General features: G+C 65.1%; 14 protein-coding genes and 1 riboswitch. Of the genes, 7 read left to right on the top strand and 7 right to left on the bottom strand.

Features of this window, described 5'->3' with window-relative positions; translation table 11 throughout:
- Nucleotide 1: 1 nt before the first annotated feature.
- From LRC39_RS07040 to LRC39_RS07015, 6 genes are all read right to left on the bottom strand, one after another.
- Nucleotides 2-1,012: a branched-chain amino acid ABC transporter permease gene (locus LRC39_RS07040; RefSeq protein ID WP_164635141.1), complete on the bottom strand. Its 1,011-nt coding sequence runs from the start codon at nucleotides 1,010-1,012 to the stop codon at nucleotides 2-4.
- The gene (locus LRC39_RS07035; protein ID WP_107354668.1) at nucleotides 1,009-1,872 is read right to left on the bottom strand and encodes a branched-chain amino acid ABC transporter permease; all 864 of its coding nucleotides are present in this window, start codon (nucleotides 1,870-1,872) and stop codon (nucleotides 1,009-1,011) included. The genes LRC39_RS07040 and LRC39_RS07035 overlap by 4 nt, the downstream gene beginning before the upstream one ends.
- Before the next feature lie 13 nt (nucleotides 1,873-1,885).
- On the bottom strand, nucleotides 1,886-2,590 hold the full coding sequence (locus LRC39_RS07030) for an ABC transporter ATP-binding protein (protein ID WP_346296769.1): 705 nt from the start codon (nucleotides 2,588-2,590) through the stop codon (nucleotides 1,886-1,888).
- Nucleotides 2,583-3,302, bottom strand: coding sequence for an ABC transporter ATP-binding protein (locus LRC39_RS07025; RefSeq protein ID WP_107343456.1), 720 nt, complete (start codon nucleotides 3,300-3,302; stop codon nucleotides 2,583-2,585). The genes LRC39_RS07030 and LRC39_RS07025 overlap by 8 nt, the downstream gene beginning before the upstream one ends.
- A gap of 7 nt (nucleotides 3,303-3,309) precedes the next feature.
- Nucleotides 3,310-4,554, bottom strand: a complete 1,245-nt coding sequence (locus tag LRC39_RS07020; RefSeq protein ID WP_346296768.1) for an ABC transporter substrate-binding protein — start codon at nucleotides 4,552-4,554, stop codon at nucleotides 3,310-3,312.
- A 212-nt stretch (nucleotides 4,555-4,766) separates the two neighbouring features.
- A complete protein-coding gene (locus LRC39_RS07015; RefSeq protein ID WP_346296767.1) occupies nucleotides 4,767-5,627 on the bottom strand; it encodes a MaoC/PaaZ C-terminal domain-containing protein in 861 nt (286 codons plus the stop codon).
- A 246-nt stretch (nucleotides 5,628-5,873) separates the two neighbouring features.
- Between LRC39_RS07015 and LRC39_RS07010 the strand changes: the two genes are divergently transcribed.
- Nucleotides 5,874-6,686, top strand: a complete 813-nt coding sequence (locus LRC39_RS07010; RefSeq protein WP_346296766.1) for an IclR family transcriptional regulator — start codon at nucleotides 5,874-5,876, stop codon at nucleotides 6,684-6,686.
- 158 nt (nucleotides 6,687-6,844) lie between these two features.
- On the opposite strand, the gene LRC39_RS07005 is transcribed toward LRC39_RS07010, so the two are convergent.
- Entirely contained in the window at nucleotides 6,845-8,404 is a 1,560-nt protein-coding gene (locus tag LRC39_RS07005; protein WP_346296765.1) for a class I adenylate-forming enzyme family protein, read from the bottom strand.
- Between the two features lie 119 nt (nucleotides 8,405-8,523).
- Here LRC39_RS07005 and LRC39_RS07000 point away from each other — a divergent pair, with 119 nt between their 5' ends.
- The 6 genes from LRC39_RS07000 to LRC39_RS06975 all read left to right on the top strand — a co-directional run bounded on the left by LRC39_RS07000 (nucleotide 8,524) and on the right by LRC39_RS06975 (nucleotide 13,917).
- Entirely contained in the window at nucleotides 8,524-9,315 is a 792-nt protein-coding gene (locus LRC39_RS07000) for an enoyl-CoA hydratase/isomerase family protein (protein WP_346296764.1), read from the top strand.
- A 194-nt stretch (nucleotides 9,316-9,509) separates the two neighbouring features.
- A riboswitch (guanidine-I (ykkC/yxkD leader) is annotated at nucleotides 9,510-9,614 on the top strand.
- Nucleotides 9,615-9,689: 75 nt separating this feature from the next.
- Entirely contained in the window at nucleotides 9,690-10,760 is a 1,071-nt protein-coding gene (locus tag LRC39_RS06995) for a putative urea ABC transporter substrate-binding protein (RefSeq protein ID WP_012495048.1), read from the top strand.
- Nucleotides 10,761-10,794: 34 nt separating this feature from the next.
- A complete protein-coding gene (locus tag LRC39_RS06990; RefSeq protein ID WP_011156972.1) occupies nucleotides 10,795-11,613 on the top strand; it encodes an ABC transporter permease in 819 nt (272 codons plus the stop codon).
- Nucleotides 11,610-12,401 carry an ABC transporter ATP-binding protein gene (locus LRC39_RS06985; protein ID WP_346296763.1) on the top strand — a complete coding sequence of 264 codons (792 nt, stop codon included), beginning with the start codon at nucleotides 11,610-11,612 and terminating at the stop codon, nucleotides 12,399-12,401. Before LRC39_RS06990 ends, LRC39_RS06985 begins: the two co-directional genes overlap by 4 nt.
- 38 nt (nucleotides 12,402-12,439) lie before the next feature.
- A complete protein-coding gene (locus tag LRC39_RS06980) occupies nucleotides 12,440-13,279 on the top strand; it encodes an urea amidolyase associated protein UAAP1 (protein ID WP_346296762.1) in 840 nt (279 codons plus the stop codon).
- A 2-nt stretch (nucleotides 13,280-13,281) separates the two neighbouring features.
- A complete protein-coding gene (locus LRC39_RS06975) occupies nucleotides 13,282-13,917 on the top strand; it encodes an urea amidolyase associated protein UAAP2 (protein WP_011156969.1) in 636 nt (211 codons plus the stop codon).

Below are 13,917 nucleotides of genomic sequence, written 5' to 3'. Positions count from 1 at the left end.
CTTAAGACGCTGAAGCCGGCCGCGGCTCCGGGCCGCGGCGGCGCAAGCTGCGCCACGCCCGTTCGGCGAGCGGCAGCAGGCCGCGCGGCGTGACGAGGATCACCACGATCACGACGACGCCGTAGATGAAGTAGTGCAGGCCCGGCACCGCACCGCCGAGTTGGCCGCGCAGCACCTCGCCGAGCGGCACCAGCAGCAGCGCACCTAGCGCCGGGCCGAACGCGCGGCCGAGCCCGCCCACGGTGGCGAACAGCACGATCTCGATGGTGATCGTCGGAGTCGCCAGCAGATATGGATCGGCAAACGTCAGATAGCGCACATAACAGGTGCCGACGATCGAGGTCAGCACCGCCGAGATCGTCATCGCGGTGATCTTGTGGCGCAGCACGTTGACGCCGATCGCCTGCGCGGCCTTCTCATTGTCGCGGATGGTGCGCAGATAATAGCCGAGCGGCGCATTGAGGATCGCGACGTTGACCAGCACCACAGCGGCCGCCAGTCCCAGCATCACCCAGAACGCACCGCGTCCGCCGCCGAATTGGAACGCCCAGAAATCGCCGGTGTCACGCGGCAGCAGCAAGCCTGAGGCGCCGCCGAGGAATTCCCAGCCTTCGACGATGATCGCGCCCATCTCGGCGAATGCCAGCGTGATCAGCACGAAGGAGAGATGGCCGAGCTGAAAGCGGAAGTCGATCCAGGCGATCATGGCGCCGAGTGCGCCGGCGATCGCCGCGGAGATCACCAGCCCGGCCCACATGTTGATGCCGAACTTGACCAGCAGCGCGGTCGACAGCATCGCGCCGATGCCGATGAACAGGCTGTGCGCCAGCGACACCTGACCGGCCATGCCGCCGACGATGTTCCAGGCCGATGCCAGCGCCACATAGACCAGCGCCAGGGTCAGAAGGTGGAGATGGTAGCTGTTCAGCGCCAGCGGCAGGCAGGCCGCGAGAACCAGAATGCCCCACAGCCACGGCGACGCCAGGGTCTGGTAGAAGCCCTTGCCGATCATGACGTCCTCCAGGTCAGGCCCTGCGGCCGGAACAGCATGATCAGCACGAAGATCGCGTAAGGCACCAGACGGCCGAGCGTATCCGACACGTAGATCTGGCCGAACGCCTCAGAGATGCCGATCACCAGGCCGCTGAGCATGATGCTGACGAAATTGGTCATGCCGCCGAGCACCACAACGAGCAGCGTGATCACGGTGTACTGAAGGCCTTGGGTCGGGGTGATCGGCGTGCCCGGCAGCAGCAGCGCCGCGGCGACGGCGAGGATCGCGACGCCAATCGCGAAGGTGACGACCTGGACGCGGCCGACGTCGACCCCCATCAGCGCCGCGGCACGCGCGTTCTGATGCACCGCACGGATCGAGCGGCCGAAATCGGTCGAGCGCAGCATCACGTAAAGCCCGATCGCCATCGCGAATGCGACCGCACATGCGATCAGATGCGGCAACCGCAGCACGACGTCGCCGAGGATGATCAGCTTGGATTCGACGATCGACGGCGTGCGCGCCGGCTGACCGCCGAACACCATCAGGATGCCGTTCTGCAGCACCAGGCTGAGACCCAGCGTGAGCTGCACGATCATCAGAAACTGGTGCCCGGCCATCGGACGTAACAGATAGCGATAGACCAGCCCGCCGATCAGCGCCATCACCGGAATGGTGATCAGCGCCGAGACGTAAGGATCGAGCGCGAACGCCGAGAACAACGCCAGCGCCATGAACATCGCCAGGGAGATGAAATCGCCATGGGCGAAGTTGACGATGCCGGATACGCCGTACACCAGGCCCATGCCCAGCGCGAGCAGCCCGTAGGTGCTTCCGATCAGAACGCCTTGCGCCAAGGCCTGCCAGAATTCGCTCACTTGCCGTCTCCGTTCACAGGCCCAGATAGGCCTGCCGCGTGCGCGGATCGTCCCTGACCAAATCGGCCGCGCCCTCGACCGCGACCTGGCCGCGTTCGAGCACGTAGCAGCGCTGCGCATGGCGAAGCGTCAGATTGAGGTTCTGCTCGACCAGCAGCATGGTGAGACCGCTCTGGTGCAACTGGTCGATGATCTCGAAGATGTATTGAACGAACAGCGGCGACAGGCCGAGCGAGGGCTCGTCCAGCATCAGGATGCGCGCTTCCGCCATCAACCCGCGGCCGATCGCCAGCATCTGCTGCTCGCCGCCGGACAGCGTGCCGGCCGCCTGTGTCAGCCGCTCCTTCAGCCGCGGGAACAGATCCAGCACCTTTTCCATCTGCGCCGGACGATGCGGCCGGGCGCGGTCGCAGAATCCGCCGAGCAGCAGATTCTCGCGCACGCTCATCTCCGGAAACACCAGCCGCCCTTCGGGCACCTGGATGATACCGAGTTCGACGCGCTCGCGCGCCGTGGCGCGGGTGACGTCCTGCCCGTCGAACAGGATGCGGCCGGACATCGGCGTCACGATCCCCGACAGGCAGTTGATCAGCGTGGTCTTGCCGGCATTGTTGGCGCCGAGCAGGCCAACGATTTCGCCGGACGCGAGCCTGAGCGACACGTCGCGCAGGATCGGCGAGCCGCCATAGCCTGCGACCAGACCTTCGACCTCAAGCATCGAGATGCTCTCCGAAGTAAGCGTCGATCACCTTGCGGTCCTTGATGATCTCGTCGGGCGTGCCCTCGGCGATCTTCTCGCCGAAATTGATCACCACCATCCGAGTCGCCATCCGCATGATCACCGGCATGACGTGCTCGACCATTACAATGGTGACGCCGGAGCGGTTGAGCTCCCGGATGATCGCCATCGGCGCTTCGGTCTCGGCCATGGTGAGGCCGGCCATCACCTCGTCGAGCAGGATGCACTGCGGATCGGTCGCGACGCATTTGGCGACCTCGAGCAGCTTCTTGTCCTGCAGCGACAGCGTCGCCGGCGTTTCATCGAGCTTGGCGCCGAGGCCGACGCGCGTGAGCACCTCGGCTGCATAATCGATCGCCTGCCGCAACGGCCTCCGGGTCAGCGCCGCCGTGGTGACGACCTCCAGCGTCGTCATGTCGGCGAAGGTCTGGACGATCTGGAAGCTGCGCACCAAGCCGCGGCGCGTCAGCCGGTCGGGCGAAATGCCGGTGATGCGCTGGCCGTCGAACCGGACGTCGCCGCTCGACGGCGCAATGAAGCCGGAGACGACGCCGAACAGCGTCGTCTTGCCGGCGCCGTTGGGGCCGATAATGCCGAGGATCTCGCCCTTCTCGACGCCGAACGAGACGTCGTTCAGCGCGAGCAGGCCGCCGAAGCGTTTGCTGATGTTGTCGACTTCGAGAAGGGCCACGACGAGATCAGCTCTTGGGACGCGGAGCTGCCTGTGCGAACTCCTTCGGGAACACGACCTCTTGGCTCTGATCCGGCATCCACTGGATCATCATCGCCGAGCCGTCGGTCAGCAGACGGTCCTCGGCGAACTGTAGGCCCTTCGGCTTGGCGATGTAGAGATGCGGATCGCCGAACGGGATCTTGAAGCCCTTGAAAGCCTCGAGCAGCGCGTCCGGCTCCAGCGACTTGGCATTCTCCAGCACCTGCTGCAGCACGCGGGCTCCCTGGGCGTATTGAACCGCGCCCTGACCGATGCGATCGAGCTTGGCGACGTCGCGCAGCTCGGTGATGATCTTCTGCATCGAGTCCATCTTGGCGCCGGCGCTGAAGCCGGTCATGCCGAACAGGTTGCGCGTCAGCACCGCCTTGCCGATCTCCGGGCCGAGATCCTTCCACAGCGACAGGTCCGAATAGCCGCCGGTGCCGCCGACGAACAAGCTGCCCTGGTAGTTGAGGTTATAGCGCGCCTGATGCATCAAAATGCCGTCGCGCGGCGTCACCAACCCGGTGACCACGTCCGGCTTCAGCGAGCGGATGCGGATCATCGCGGAGGTCTGGTCCTGCGCCTTGGTGTCGAGCGGCGCTTCGCCGATCACTTCGATGCCGCTAGCCTTCAGCTTCTCCACCAGGAACTTGTTGACCTGCTGGCCGGCCTCGTAGTTCGAGTAGCACATCACCGCAGTCTTGATCGGGAACTTGTCATTGTCACGCAGCGACACGATGAAATCGTGCATCGACTGCGCGTAGCCGCGGTCATACGGATAGCCGAGCGAGAACATGTAGTTCGACTTTGCGCCGCCGGCCCAGATCGACAGCGTCGGCACCTTCAATTCGTCGAGTACCGGCGTCAGCGCCAGCATCTGGGCGCTGAGGATGGTGCCGGTGAGCAGCGGCACCTTTTCTTCGGTGATCAGGCGGCGCGCTTCGGTCGCGGTCCGCGCCGGCTGGCTGGCGTCGTCGGCCTGCAGCAACTGAATCTTGGCGCCATCCTTGCTCTTGATGCCGCCGTTCTTGTTGATCTGGTCGATGATGTAGTCGAACGCCGGCTTGCCTTCCTGCGCGTAGGCCGACAGACCACCGCTCATCGAGTTGATCACGCCGATCTTGATCGGCGCCGGCTCGGCACTGGCGTTGCGAACCCAGGGCGCTGCGACCGTTCCGAGCACCAGACCAGTCGCACCGATTCCGAATGAACGTCGGGAAATGGACACGGGCGTTCCTCTTTGTTGTTCGTTGTTGTTGCAGCGTCGGCGGACTTATACGTGATGCTCGCCGAAAGTCACTCTCTAAACACCGGCCTAACTACCAGCCTACGTTGTGACGGCGTCGTTCTCGCGCAGTCGCGCGGAGGCTGTTGCGGCGATGCGACCAGCCTGGAAGCCAGCCGCACCGTTTTCCTGCACGCGGAATAATCCGGGCGATGTCACGAAACCGCGGCGAGACCGTTGTTGATCACAACGACATCCCGTTCGGCCACTTTGGCGCGGAACGAAACTCGCCCTTCTGCATCGTTCCACACTTCGGTGACGATGGTTTCGCCGGGATACACCGGCGATGAGAACCGCACCTGCATCTTGGTCAGCCGCGTCGGATCACCATCGCAGCACAGCTCGACCAAGGCGCGGCACACCACGCCGAAGCTGCACAGCCCGTGTAGAATCGGCTTGTCGAATCCGGCCTTGCGCGCGACTTCGGGATCGGCGTGCAGCGGATTGTAGTCGCCGGACAGCCGATACAGCAGCGCGGCGCGTGGCGAGGTCGCGATCCGCAGCGACAGATCAGGCGCACGCTCGGGCAGCGCGTGCGGCACCGGCAACGGCCCCGAAGGGCCGCCGAACCCGCCGTCGCCGCGCAGCATCGTGGTCGAGGTCAGGCGGCACAGCAGTTCGCCGGTCGCCTTGTCGACGACATCGCGCTCTGACAACAACACGGCGCCCTTGCCGGCGCCCTTGTCGAACAGACCGGTGACGCGGGAACGCCCCACCACCGTCGCCTTCGGCGGCAGCGGCTTGAAAATCTCGAACCCCTGCTCGCCATGCAGAACCTTGCGCCAGTCGACGCCGGTGTCCTCATTGCCGAGCCAGAATCCCGGATAGCCGAGCACCACCGACATCGACGGCAGCACTTGCAAATCCTGCTCGTAGACGTAACGCAGTTGCTTCGCGTCGAGCGGGGCGTCGCCATAGCCGACGCCGAGCGCGTACAACATGGTGTCGCGTTCCGTATAGCTCTGCTCGATGTCGGGAATGGGCCAGTTGCGCAAGCGCGCGGGGTCGATCGGCATCCTTCCGCTTCCTCTTGTTTTTTGTGCAGCTTGCCACCGCGGTGGCTGTCGCACAATATGCGAAATCGATTTTCGCAAACATCTTTGACTCGCGGCCGGGCCGCACGGAAACCACAAATCATGGCGGCGAAGACAACCACGCGCGGGCCCGCAGCCGCCAAGCGACGCGGTGGCGCGAACGTCGCGAAACGACCTCCTGCTGCGAGCTCGGAAGATCGCGCGCAACGCCGCGCCGAGCGGCAATCGTTGCAGCGCGCATCGCGTCGCCCCCGCGCCGACGCCGCCGAACGCGATGATGCCGGCGGCCGACTGTTCGTCTCGGCGCTGGCGCGCGGCCTCGACGTGCTCGGCGCGTTTCGCGCCGGCGACCGCGCGCTCGGCAATCAGGAACTCGCCGAGCGCACCGGATTGCCGAAGCCGACGATCTCGCGGATGACCCACACGTTGATCCAGCTCGGCTACCTTACCTACGAGCCGCGCTCGGCGACCTACCAGCTCGGCGCCCGCGCGCTGGCGCTGAGCTACGCGGCGCTCGCCAATCTCGACGTCCGCAAAGCCGCACTGCCGATCATGACCAAGCTGGCCGAAGACAGCCAGCTGCATGTCGGGCTCGGCACCCGCGAACGGCTGATGATGCTGAACATCGAAAGCTGCGAGAGCGACGCGCTGATCGGCCTGCGGCTGCCACCGGGCTCCCGCGTGCCGCTCGCCACAACGTCGCTCGGCAAAGCCTATCTGGCGACGATCGGCGAGGATGAGCGCCGGGCGCTGCTGACGGAATTGCGCGAGCATCATGGCTCAGACTGGCCGAAGATCGAAAAATCGATCACCAAGTCGATGCGCGAGATGGCCCGACTGGGCTTCTGCATCTCGACCGGCGAGTGGCGCAAGGACATCAACGCGGTCGGCGCCGCAATCGTGCCGCCGAATGGCGGCCCGGTATATGCCTTGAGCTTCGGTGGCCCGGCCTATCTGGTGTCGCAGCAGCAGCTGATCGAACACCACGGCCCGGCGCTGGCACACGCAGCGAGAGCAATCAGCGCCGCGCTGGGCGGGTAACGGCGCGGTCCGTCGTCCTTACCCGCGGCAAAGGCACGGCTCCCCGTCATTGCGAGCGAAGCGAAGCAATCCATCGTCCGGCGCACGGGAGCTGGATTGCTTCGTCGCTGCGCTCCTCGCAATGACGGCGTGGCTGACGCTGTGCCTGAGACAGAGCCTCAATTCACACGCCGGTCCTTGTCGCTCCAATACGGCGCGCGGAGCGCCGCCTTGTTGATCTTGTTGACGCTCGACAGCGGCAGCGGATCGTCGCGGAATTCGATGCTGCGTGGCGATTTGTAGTCGGCGATCACCGAACGGCAGAACGTGATCAGCTCCTCCGCCGTCAGCGAAGAGCCGGCGCGGCGCACCACCACCGCATGCACCGCCTCGCCCCATTTGGCATGAGGGATACCGATCACCGCGCATTGCAGCACGTCGGGATGCGCCGCGATCGCGTTCTCGACCTCGATCGAATACACGTTCTCGCCGCCGGTGATGATCATGTCCTTGATCCGGTCGGAGATGTAGAGATAGCCATCGGTGTCGAACCGGCCGGAATCGCCGGTGTGCATCCATCCGCCGCGCAGCGCCTGCGCGGTCAGCTCCGGCTGTCTCCAATAGCCCATCATCACCATTGGGCCACGGACCACCACCTCGCCGACCTCGCCAGGTTTCAGCTCGCGGTCCTCGGCATCGACGATCCTGACTTCTGCCGACACGATGGGCCGGCCGGCCGAGCGCAGGCGATGCCGCGGCGCAGACGGCAGATGATCGGCAGGCGACAAGATGGTCGCGACCGGCGACAGCTCGGTCATGCCGTAGGATTGGCCGAACCTGATCGACGGAAATCGCCGCAGGCACTCCCGCAGCACCGCTTCGGGCATCGGCGAAGCACCGTAGGTGATCAGCTTCAGGCTCGACAGATCGTAACTGTCGAGATCCGGCAGTTGCAGGATCATGCCGAGCATCGTCGGCACGAAGGTCGCCACCGTCACCTTGTGCTGGCTGATCGCAGCCAGCACGTCGCTCGGCGAGAACCGCGGGATCACCACGTGGCGCCCGCCCATGATCGAGTTGGTGTAGACGCGAGCACCAGCGCCGAGATGGAACAGCGGCCCGGCGTGCAGCGCCACCGTGGTCTCATCGAAGCCGAAAGACAGCGATGTCACCACCGCGTTGACCCACAGATTGCGGTGGCTGAGCATCACGCCCTTGGCGCGGCCTGTCGTACCGCCAGTGTAGAACAGGCAAGCGAGATCGTCATTGCCACGGCCTGCGTCGGCGCAAGGCTTCTCGTCCGCGAGCGCAGCCTCGTAATCGTAGAGTTTAGGCAACCCAGCAGCGCCCGGCGCGGCAGCGACCACGGCGGTGATGCAGCGGCAGGCGTCGGCGAGTTGCAGCGCACTATCGAGAAAGCTGCGATCGCTCACCAGCACCCTCGGCTCGGCGTCCGTCACCTGCTCGATCATCTCGGCGATCGAGAACCGCGAATTGGTCGGCACCACGACGCCGCCAGCCCACAGCACGGCGAAATAGCACTCGATGTACGCGTTGCCGTTGGCCGCCAGGATCGCAACCCGCTCGCCGGCTTCAATGCCGAAGCGGCGGAACACGCTTGCGAGCCGGGCCACGCGGTCCAGCACCTCGCCATGGCTGAAGCTGCGCTCGGGGGTCACGAGCGCGATGTCGTCGGCGCGGAACGAGGCCGCCTTGCGCAAGCCCGCCGTCAACTGCATGTCGCGCTCCCCCCTGTTCGTGTTGTTGCTTGAACGCGTTTTAGCATTGCGAAAATCGTTTTCGCAAATCGTCGCCGACTGCGTTATCGTCACCGGAAACGAAACAAGGGTGGAAACACATGCCTGCAAACAGCGCAGCCGACGGCGATGCCGTCGTGTTCGAACGCCATGCCGACGTCATGGTGGTTCGCCTCAACAGCCCGTCGACGCGCAATGCACTGCAACCGGCGGTCAAGCAGCCTCTCGAACTCCGCATCCCGGAATTGCTCTCCGATCCCACCGTGCGCTGCCTGGTGATCACCGGCAGCGAGGGCTCGTTCTGCGCCGGCGGTGATATCAACAATATGGGCGAGCGCGCCGCGCCGCAGGTGCGGCGGCGGATGCAGGTGACGCACGGCTGGGCCAAAATGTTGCTCACAGCCGAGAAGCCGGTGATCGCCGCCGTGAACGGATCGGCCGCCGGCGCCGGGTTCTCGCTGGCTCTGCTGTGCGACATCGTGCTGATGTCGGAGCAGGCTTACTTCCGCGCGGCGTTTCCCGGGCTCGGGGCCGCGCCGGATCTCGGCCTCGCGCTGACGCTGCCGCGCGCGGTCGGCGCGATGCGCGCCAAGGACATCCTGCTCACCAATCGTCGGGTCGAAGCGGATGAGGCGCTGGCGCTCGGCATCGCCAAGCGTGTGGTGCCGGCAAATGCACTGATGGACGAAACGCTGAAGCTCGCTGCTGATCTTGCCGCCGGTCCCGCCACTTCGCTCGGCCTCACCAAGATGCTGGTCAACGGCGCGTTCGAGCCGATCGAACACTTCTTCGCCCTCGAGGCCTTCGCCCAGGGCGTCGCTTTCGGCAGCACTGAATTCGCCGAAGGCGTCGCCGCCTTTCAGGAAAAGCGGAAGGCGGACTTCAGACGCTGAGAAAGCCTCGCAGAAGATACAGGCGAGCTCGGTAGCCGGTCTGTGCAGATCGGTAAGTCCGGTCGTCGCGACCACACGATCATACCGACGCCGCCGAGCCGCTGGGCAGTTGACCGAACTACCGCCAGGGATTGCACATTGTTTGTGCCGTGCGGACCTTCAAAGATGCCGTCCGTTCGGGCAACAATTGGCACAGAGTTGGTGGCTAGGGTTCCGGCCTGTTTCAGGCGCTGGTCCGAGAGCTGCCCCCCGAAGGGAGAAATCCTTCGGACGCACGGCGGGACAAAAGCCCGGGAGACCTCGTAAGCCGAGGAATTGGCAAACGATGGTCCACGTCAATTCCTCATCGCGACCAGATTCTGAGGAATGATCCGATGCGGAAGACTCGTTTCCTATCTTCTCTGATCCTTGCTGGCTCCATCGTCGCGCTGAGCGTCGCCGGAGCCTCCGCCGCCCCCAAGAAAGACTTCAAGGTCGCCTGGTCGATCTATGTCGGCTGGATGCCCTGGGGTTATGCCGCCGACACCGGCATCGTGAAGAAGTGGGCGGACAAATACGGCATCACCATCGAGGTGAAGCAGTTCAACGACTACGTCGAGTCGATCAACCAATACACCGCGGGCTCCTATGACGCGGTGACCATCACCAACATGGACGCGCTGTCGATTCCCGCCGCCGGCGGCGTCGACACCACCGCGGTGATCGTCGGCGACTTCTCCAACGGCAACGACGCGGTGATCCTGAAGGACAAGAAGGATTTCGCCGCGATCAAGGGCCAGAAGGTCAATCTGGTCGAGTTCTCGGTGTCGCACTATCTGCTGGCGCGCGCGCTCGAATCCAACAAGCTGAGCGAGAAGGACGTCAAGGTGGTCAACACCTCCGACGCCGACCTCGCCGCCGCCTACAAAACCGCCGACGTCACCGCGGTGGTGACCTGGAATCCGATCGTCTCTGAAATCCTCGCCTCGCCTGACGCCCACAAGGTGTTCGACTCCTCCCAGATCCCCGGTGAAATCATGGATCTGATGGTCGCCAACACCGCGGTGGTGAAGGACAATCCGAACTTCGCCAAGGCGCTGGTCGGGATCTGGTACGAGACCATGGCGAAGATGACAGCGGAAGGCGCCGACGCCAAGGCCGCCAAGGAAGCGATGGCGAAGGCGTCCGGCACCGATCTGGCCGGCTTCGAAAGCCAGCTCGCCTCGACCAAGCTGTTCAGCAAGGCCGCCGACGCCGAAGCCTTCACCAAGAGCGCCGCGATCGGCAGCACTATGGACCGCGTCCGCAAATTCCTGTTCGACAAGGATCTGCTCGGCAAGGGTGCGAAGTCGGCCGATGCCGTCGGCATCGAACTCGCGGACAAGAGCGTGCTCGGCGACAAGGCCAACGTGAAGCTGCGGTTCGACCCGAGCTTCATGAACGCCGCCGCGGCCGGCAAGCTGTAAGCGATCACGTCACAAGCCAAGCCGGAGCACGACGATGCGATGGGTGAACATCAGGCCTGGACGGCAACTCGCCATCTACATGGCGGCGCTGCCGTTCGTGCTGGTGATCATTGCGTATCTGCTGGGCTCCGGCGCGCGGCTGGCGGAGAATCCCAACGACAAGCTGCTGCCGGCGCTGTCCAGCATGGGCCAGGCGGTCAAGCAGATGGCCTTCCAGGTCGACGCCCGCACCGGCAGCTATCTGCTGTGGTCGGACACGCTGGCGAGTCTCGAACGGCTGGGCGCGGCGCTGGCGATCTCGACCTCGCTGGCGCTCGTTTTCGGCATCGTGATCGGCCTGCTGCCGGCCGCGAATGCCCTGCTCGGCTCTTTCGTGTCGGTGACCTCGATGGTGCCGCCGCTGGCGCTGCTGCCGATCCTGTTCATCGTGATGGGTCTCGGTGAGAACTCCAAGATCGCGCTGATCGTGATCGGCACGCTGCCCTGCATCATCCGTGACCTGTCGATGAAGGTGCTCGAACTGCCGCGCGAACAACTGATCAAGGCGCAGACGCTCGGTGCCTCGACCTGGCAGATTGCGCTGCGTGTGGTGCTGCCGCAGATCCTGCCGCGACTGATCGACTCGCTGCGCCTGCAACTCGGACCGGCCTGGCTGTTCCTGATCGCCGCCGAAGCGATCGCCTCGGACTCAGGGCTCGGCTATCGCATCTTCCTGGTGCGGCGCTATTTGGCGATGGACGTGATCATCCCCTACGTGGTGTGGATCACGCTGCTCGCCTTCTTGATGGACCTGGCGTTGCGACTGATCCAGCGCAAAGCCTTCCCCTGGTTCGCCGCGGTGAGGGCGGAATGAGCGCGATCCGTTTCGACAACGTCTGGAAAGAGTACGGCGACCACATCGTGCTGGAGCGGATCACGCTCGACGTCGCGCCGCGCGCGTTCGTCGCGCTGGTCGGGCCTTCAGGCTGCGGCAAGACCACCTTCCTGCGCATGCTGCTCGGCGAGGAGACGCCGACCCGCGGCCAGATCCTGATCGATGGCCAGCCGATGCCGAGCGAACCCGACGCCGATCGCGGCGTGGTGTTCCAGCGCTATTCGGTGTTTCCGCATCTCACCGTGCTCGACAACGTGCTGCTCGGCCGCGAGCTGCAGCAGTCGCGTCTGCTCGGCCGGCTGTTCGGCCGGGCGCGGCGCGAGGCGACCGAGCAGGCGATGGCGCTGCTCGACGAGGTCGGGCTGAAGGGCCACGAGAGCAAATATCCGTCCGCGCTGTCCGGCGGAATGCAGCAGCGGCTGGCGCTGGCGCAGGCGATCATGCGCGGCCCGAAGATACTGCTGCTCGACGAGCCGTTCGGCGCGCTCGACCCCGGCATCCGCGCCGACATCCACGTGCTGATGAAGCGGCTGTGGAACGAGACCGAGCTCACCGTGGTGATGGTCACGCACGATCTGTCCGAGGCCTTCAGCCTGGCGACGCGGGTGATCGCCTTCGAACGCAATCGCAACCGTCCCGAGGAACGCGAGCGCTACGGCGCGACGATTTCCCGCGATCTCGAAATCTTCCCGCGGCGCGTCGCGCAGCCGCGCACCGACCATCCCATCCGCTCCGACCGGGACGACCCGGCCGCACAGGGAGCATGAGCCGGGACGACCCGGCATTTGTTCACCGTGAGGACAGCATGATCCTGACCGAGCAAGAGAAGGCCGAAGTCGAGGCCAACCGCCGGCGCTACGAACAGCATAAGGCGCTGGGTCAGCAGCAGGCGCCGAAGGCCCTGCCGCCGCCGACGCCGCGCGACGGCGCGCCGATCGCCGCCGAGGCAATCATTCATCGCGAGACCGTGCCGGGTGGCTGGTACTACGTGACCAAGCTCGGCCGCGGCGAAGCGCTGCGAATCGTCAACACCAGCGGCACGTCCTGCGTCAGCATCCAGGCCTGGAATGCGCTCGATCCGAGCGAGCGGCTGAACCACGCCGACACCATCAAGGTGCAGTGGGCGGCGTCCTTGCGCAAAGGCCGTGTGATCCTCTCCGACATGGGCCGAGCGCTACTGTCGATCATCGAGGACACCAGCGGCGCACACGACACCATGGTGGGCGGCTCCAACGCCGCGACCAATGCGGCCCGCTACGGCTCCGGCAGTTTCCGCAACACCCGCGACAACTTCGTGCTCGCCGCCGGCAAGCTCGGGCTCGATCGCCGTGACGTGCATCCGTCGATCGGATTCTTCGCACCGGTCGCCGTCGACTCGCAGGGCCGGTTCGAATGGCACGGCGAGCGTCGCCACAAGGGCGACTTCGTCGACCTGCGTGCCGAGCTCGACCTGCTGATCGCGGTGTCGAACTGTCCGCACCCGCTCGATCCATCGCCGAGTTACGCACCGGGCGACATCGACCTCATTCGCTACCAGGCACCTCAGCCCGCTTCCGACGATCTGTGCCGCACCGTATCGCTCGAAGCCAAGCGTGCGTTCGAAAACAACGCCTTCTATCTCGCTGGCGCCGCAGGGAGGGCCTGAGCATGACCGCGATTCCCGCTTCCGCCCGCATCGTGCTCGACACCGAGATCCCGGCGCGCGTGCCGTGGTCTGCGATCATCCGGAAGGGCCAGACGCTGCGCATCGTCGACAGCCACGGCCAGCAGGCGGTCGACACTCTGTTCTACGCCGCCGACGATCATGGCGAACGCTACAGCGGCCAGGACACACTACGAGCCCAGGGCTCGGCCTACGTCACCACCGGCACGCGGATCATGTCCACCGAGGGCCGCACCATGCTGCGCATGGTCGCCGACAGCTGCGGCCTGCACGACACCTCCGCCGGCGCCTGCTCGTGCGAGAGCAACACCGTGCGGTTCGGGCATCAGACCAAGTATCTGCACGCCTGCCGCGAGAACTTCGTGCTGGAAGCTGCCAAGCATGGCCTGTCGAAGCGCGACATCGTGCCGAATCTGAACTTCTTCATGAACGTGCCGCTCGATCCCGACGGCAATTTCACCGTGGTCGACGGCGTCTCCAAGCCCGGCGACTACGTCGAGATGGTCGCCGAGATGGACGTGCTGTGCCTGATCTCGAACTGTCCGCAGGTCAACAATCCCTGCAACGGCTTCTTCCCGACGCCGATCCAGGTGGTGATCTACGAGGCAGGCGAGGACTGA

Source organism: Rhodopseudomonas sp. P1 (assembly GCF_039642825.1).
In the GTDB taxonomy this organism is placed as follows: Bacteria; Pseudomonadota; Alphaproteobacteria; order Rhizobiales; family Xanthobacteraceae; genus Rhodopseudomonas; species Rhodopseudomonas palustris_H.
The sequence above is the reverse complement of the archived record's forward strand: the minus strand, read 5'-3'. Positions and strand labels throughout refer to the sequence as shown.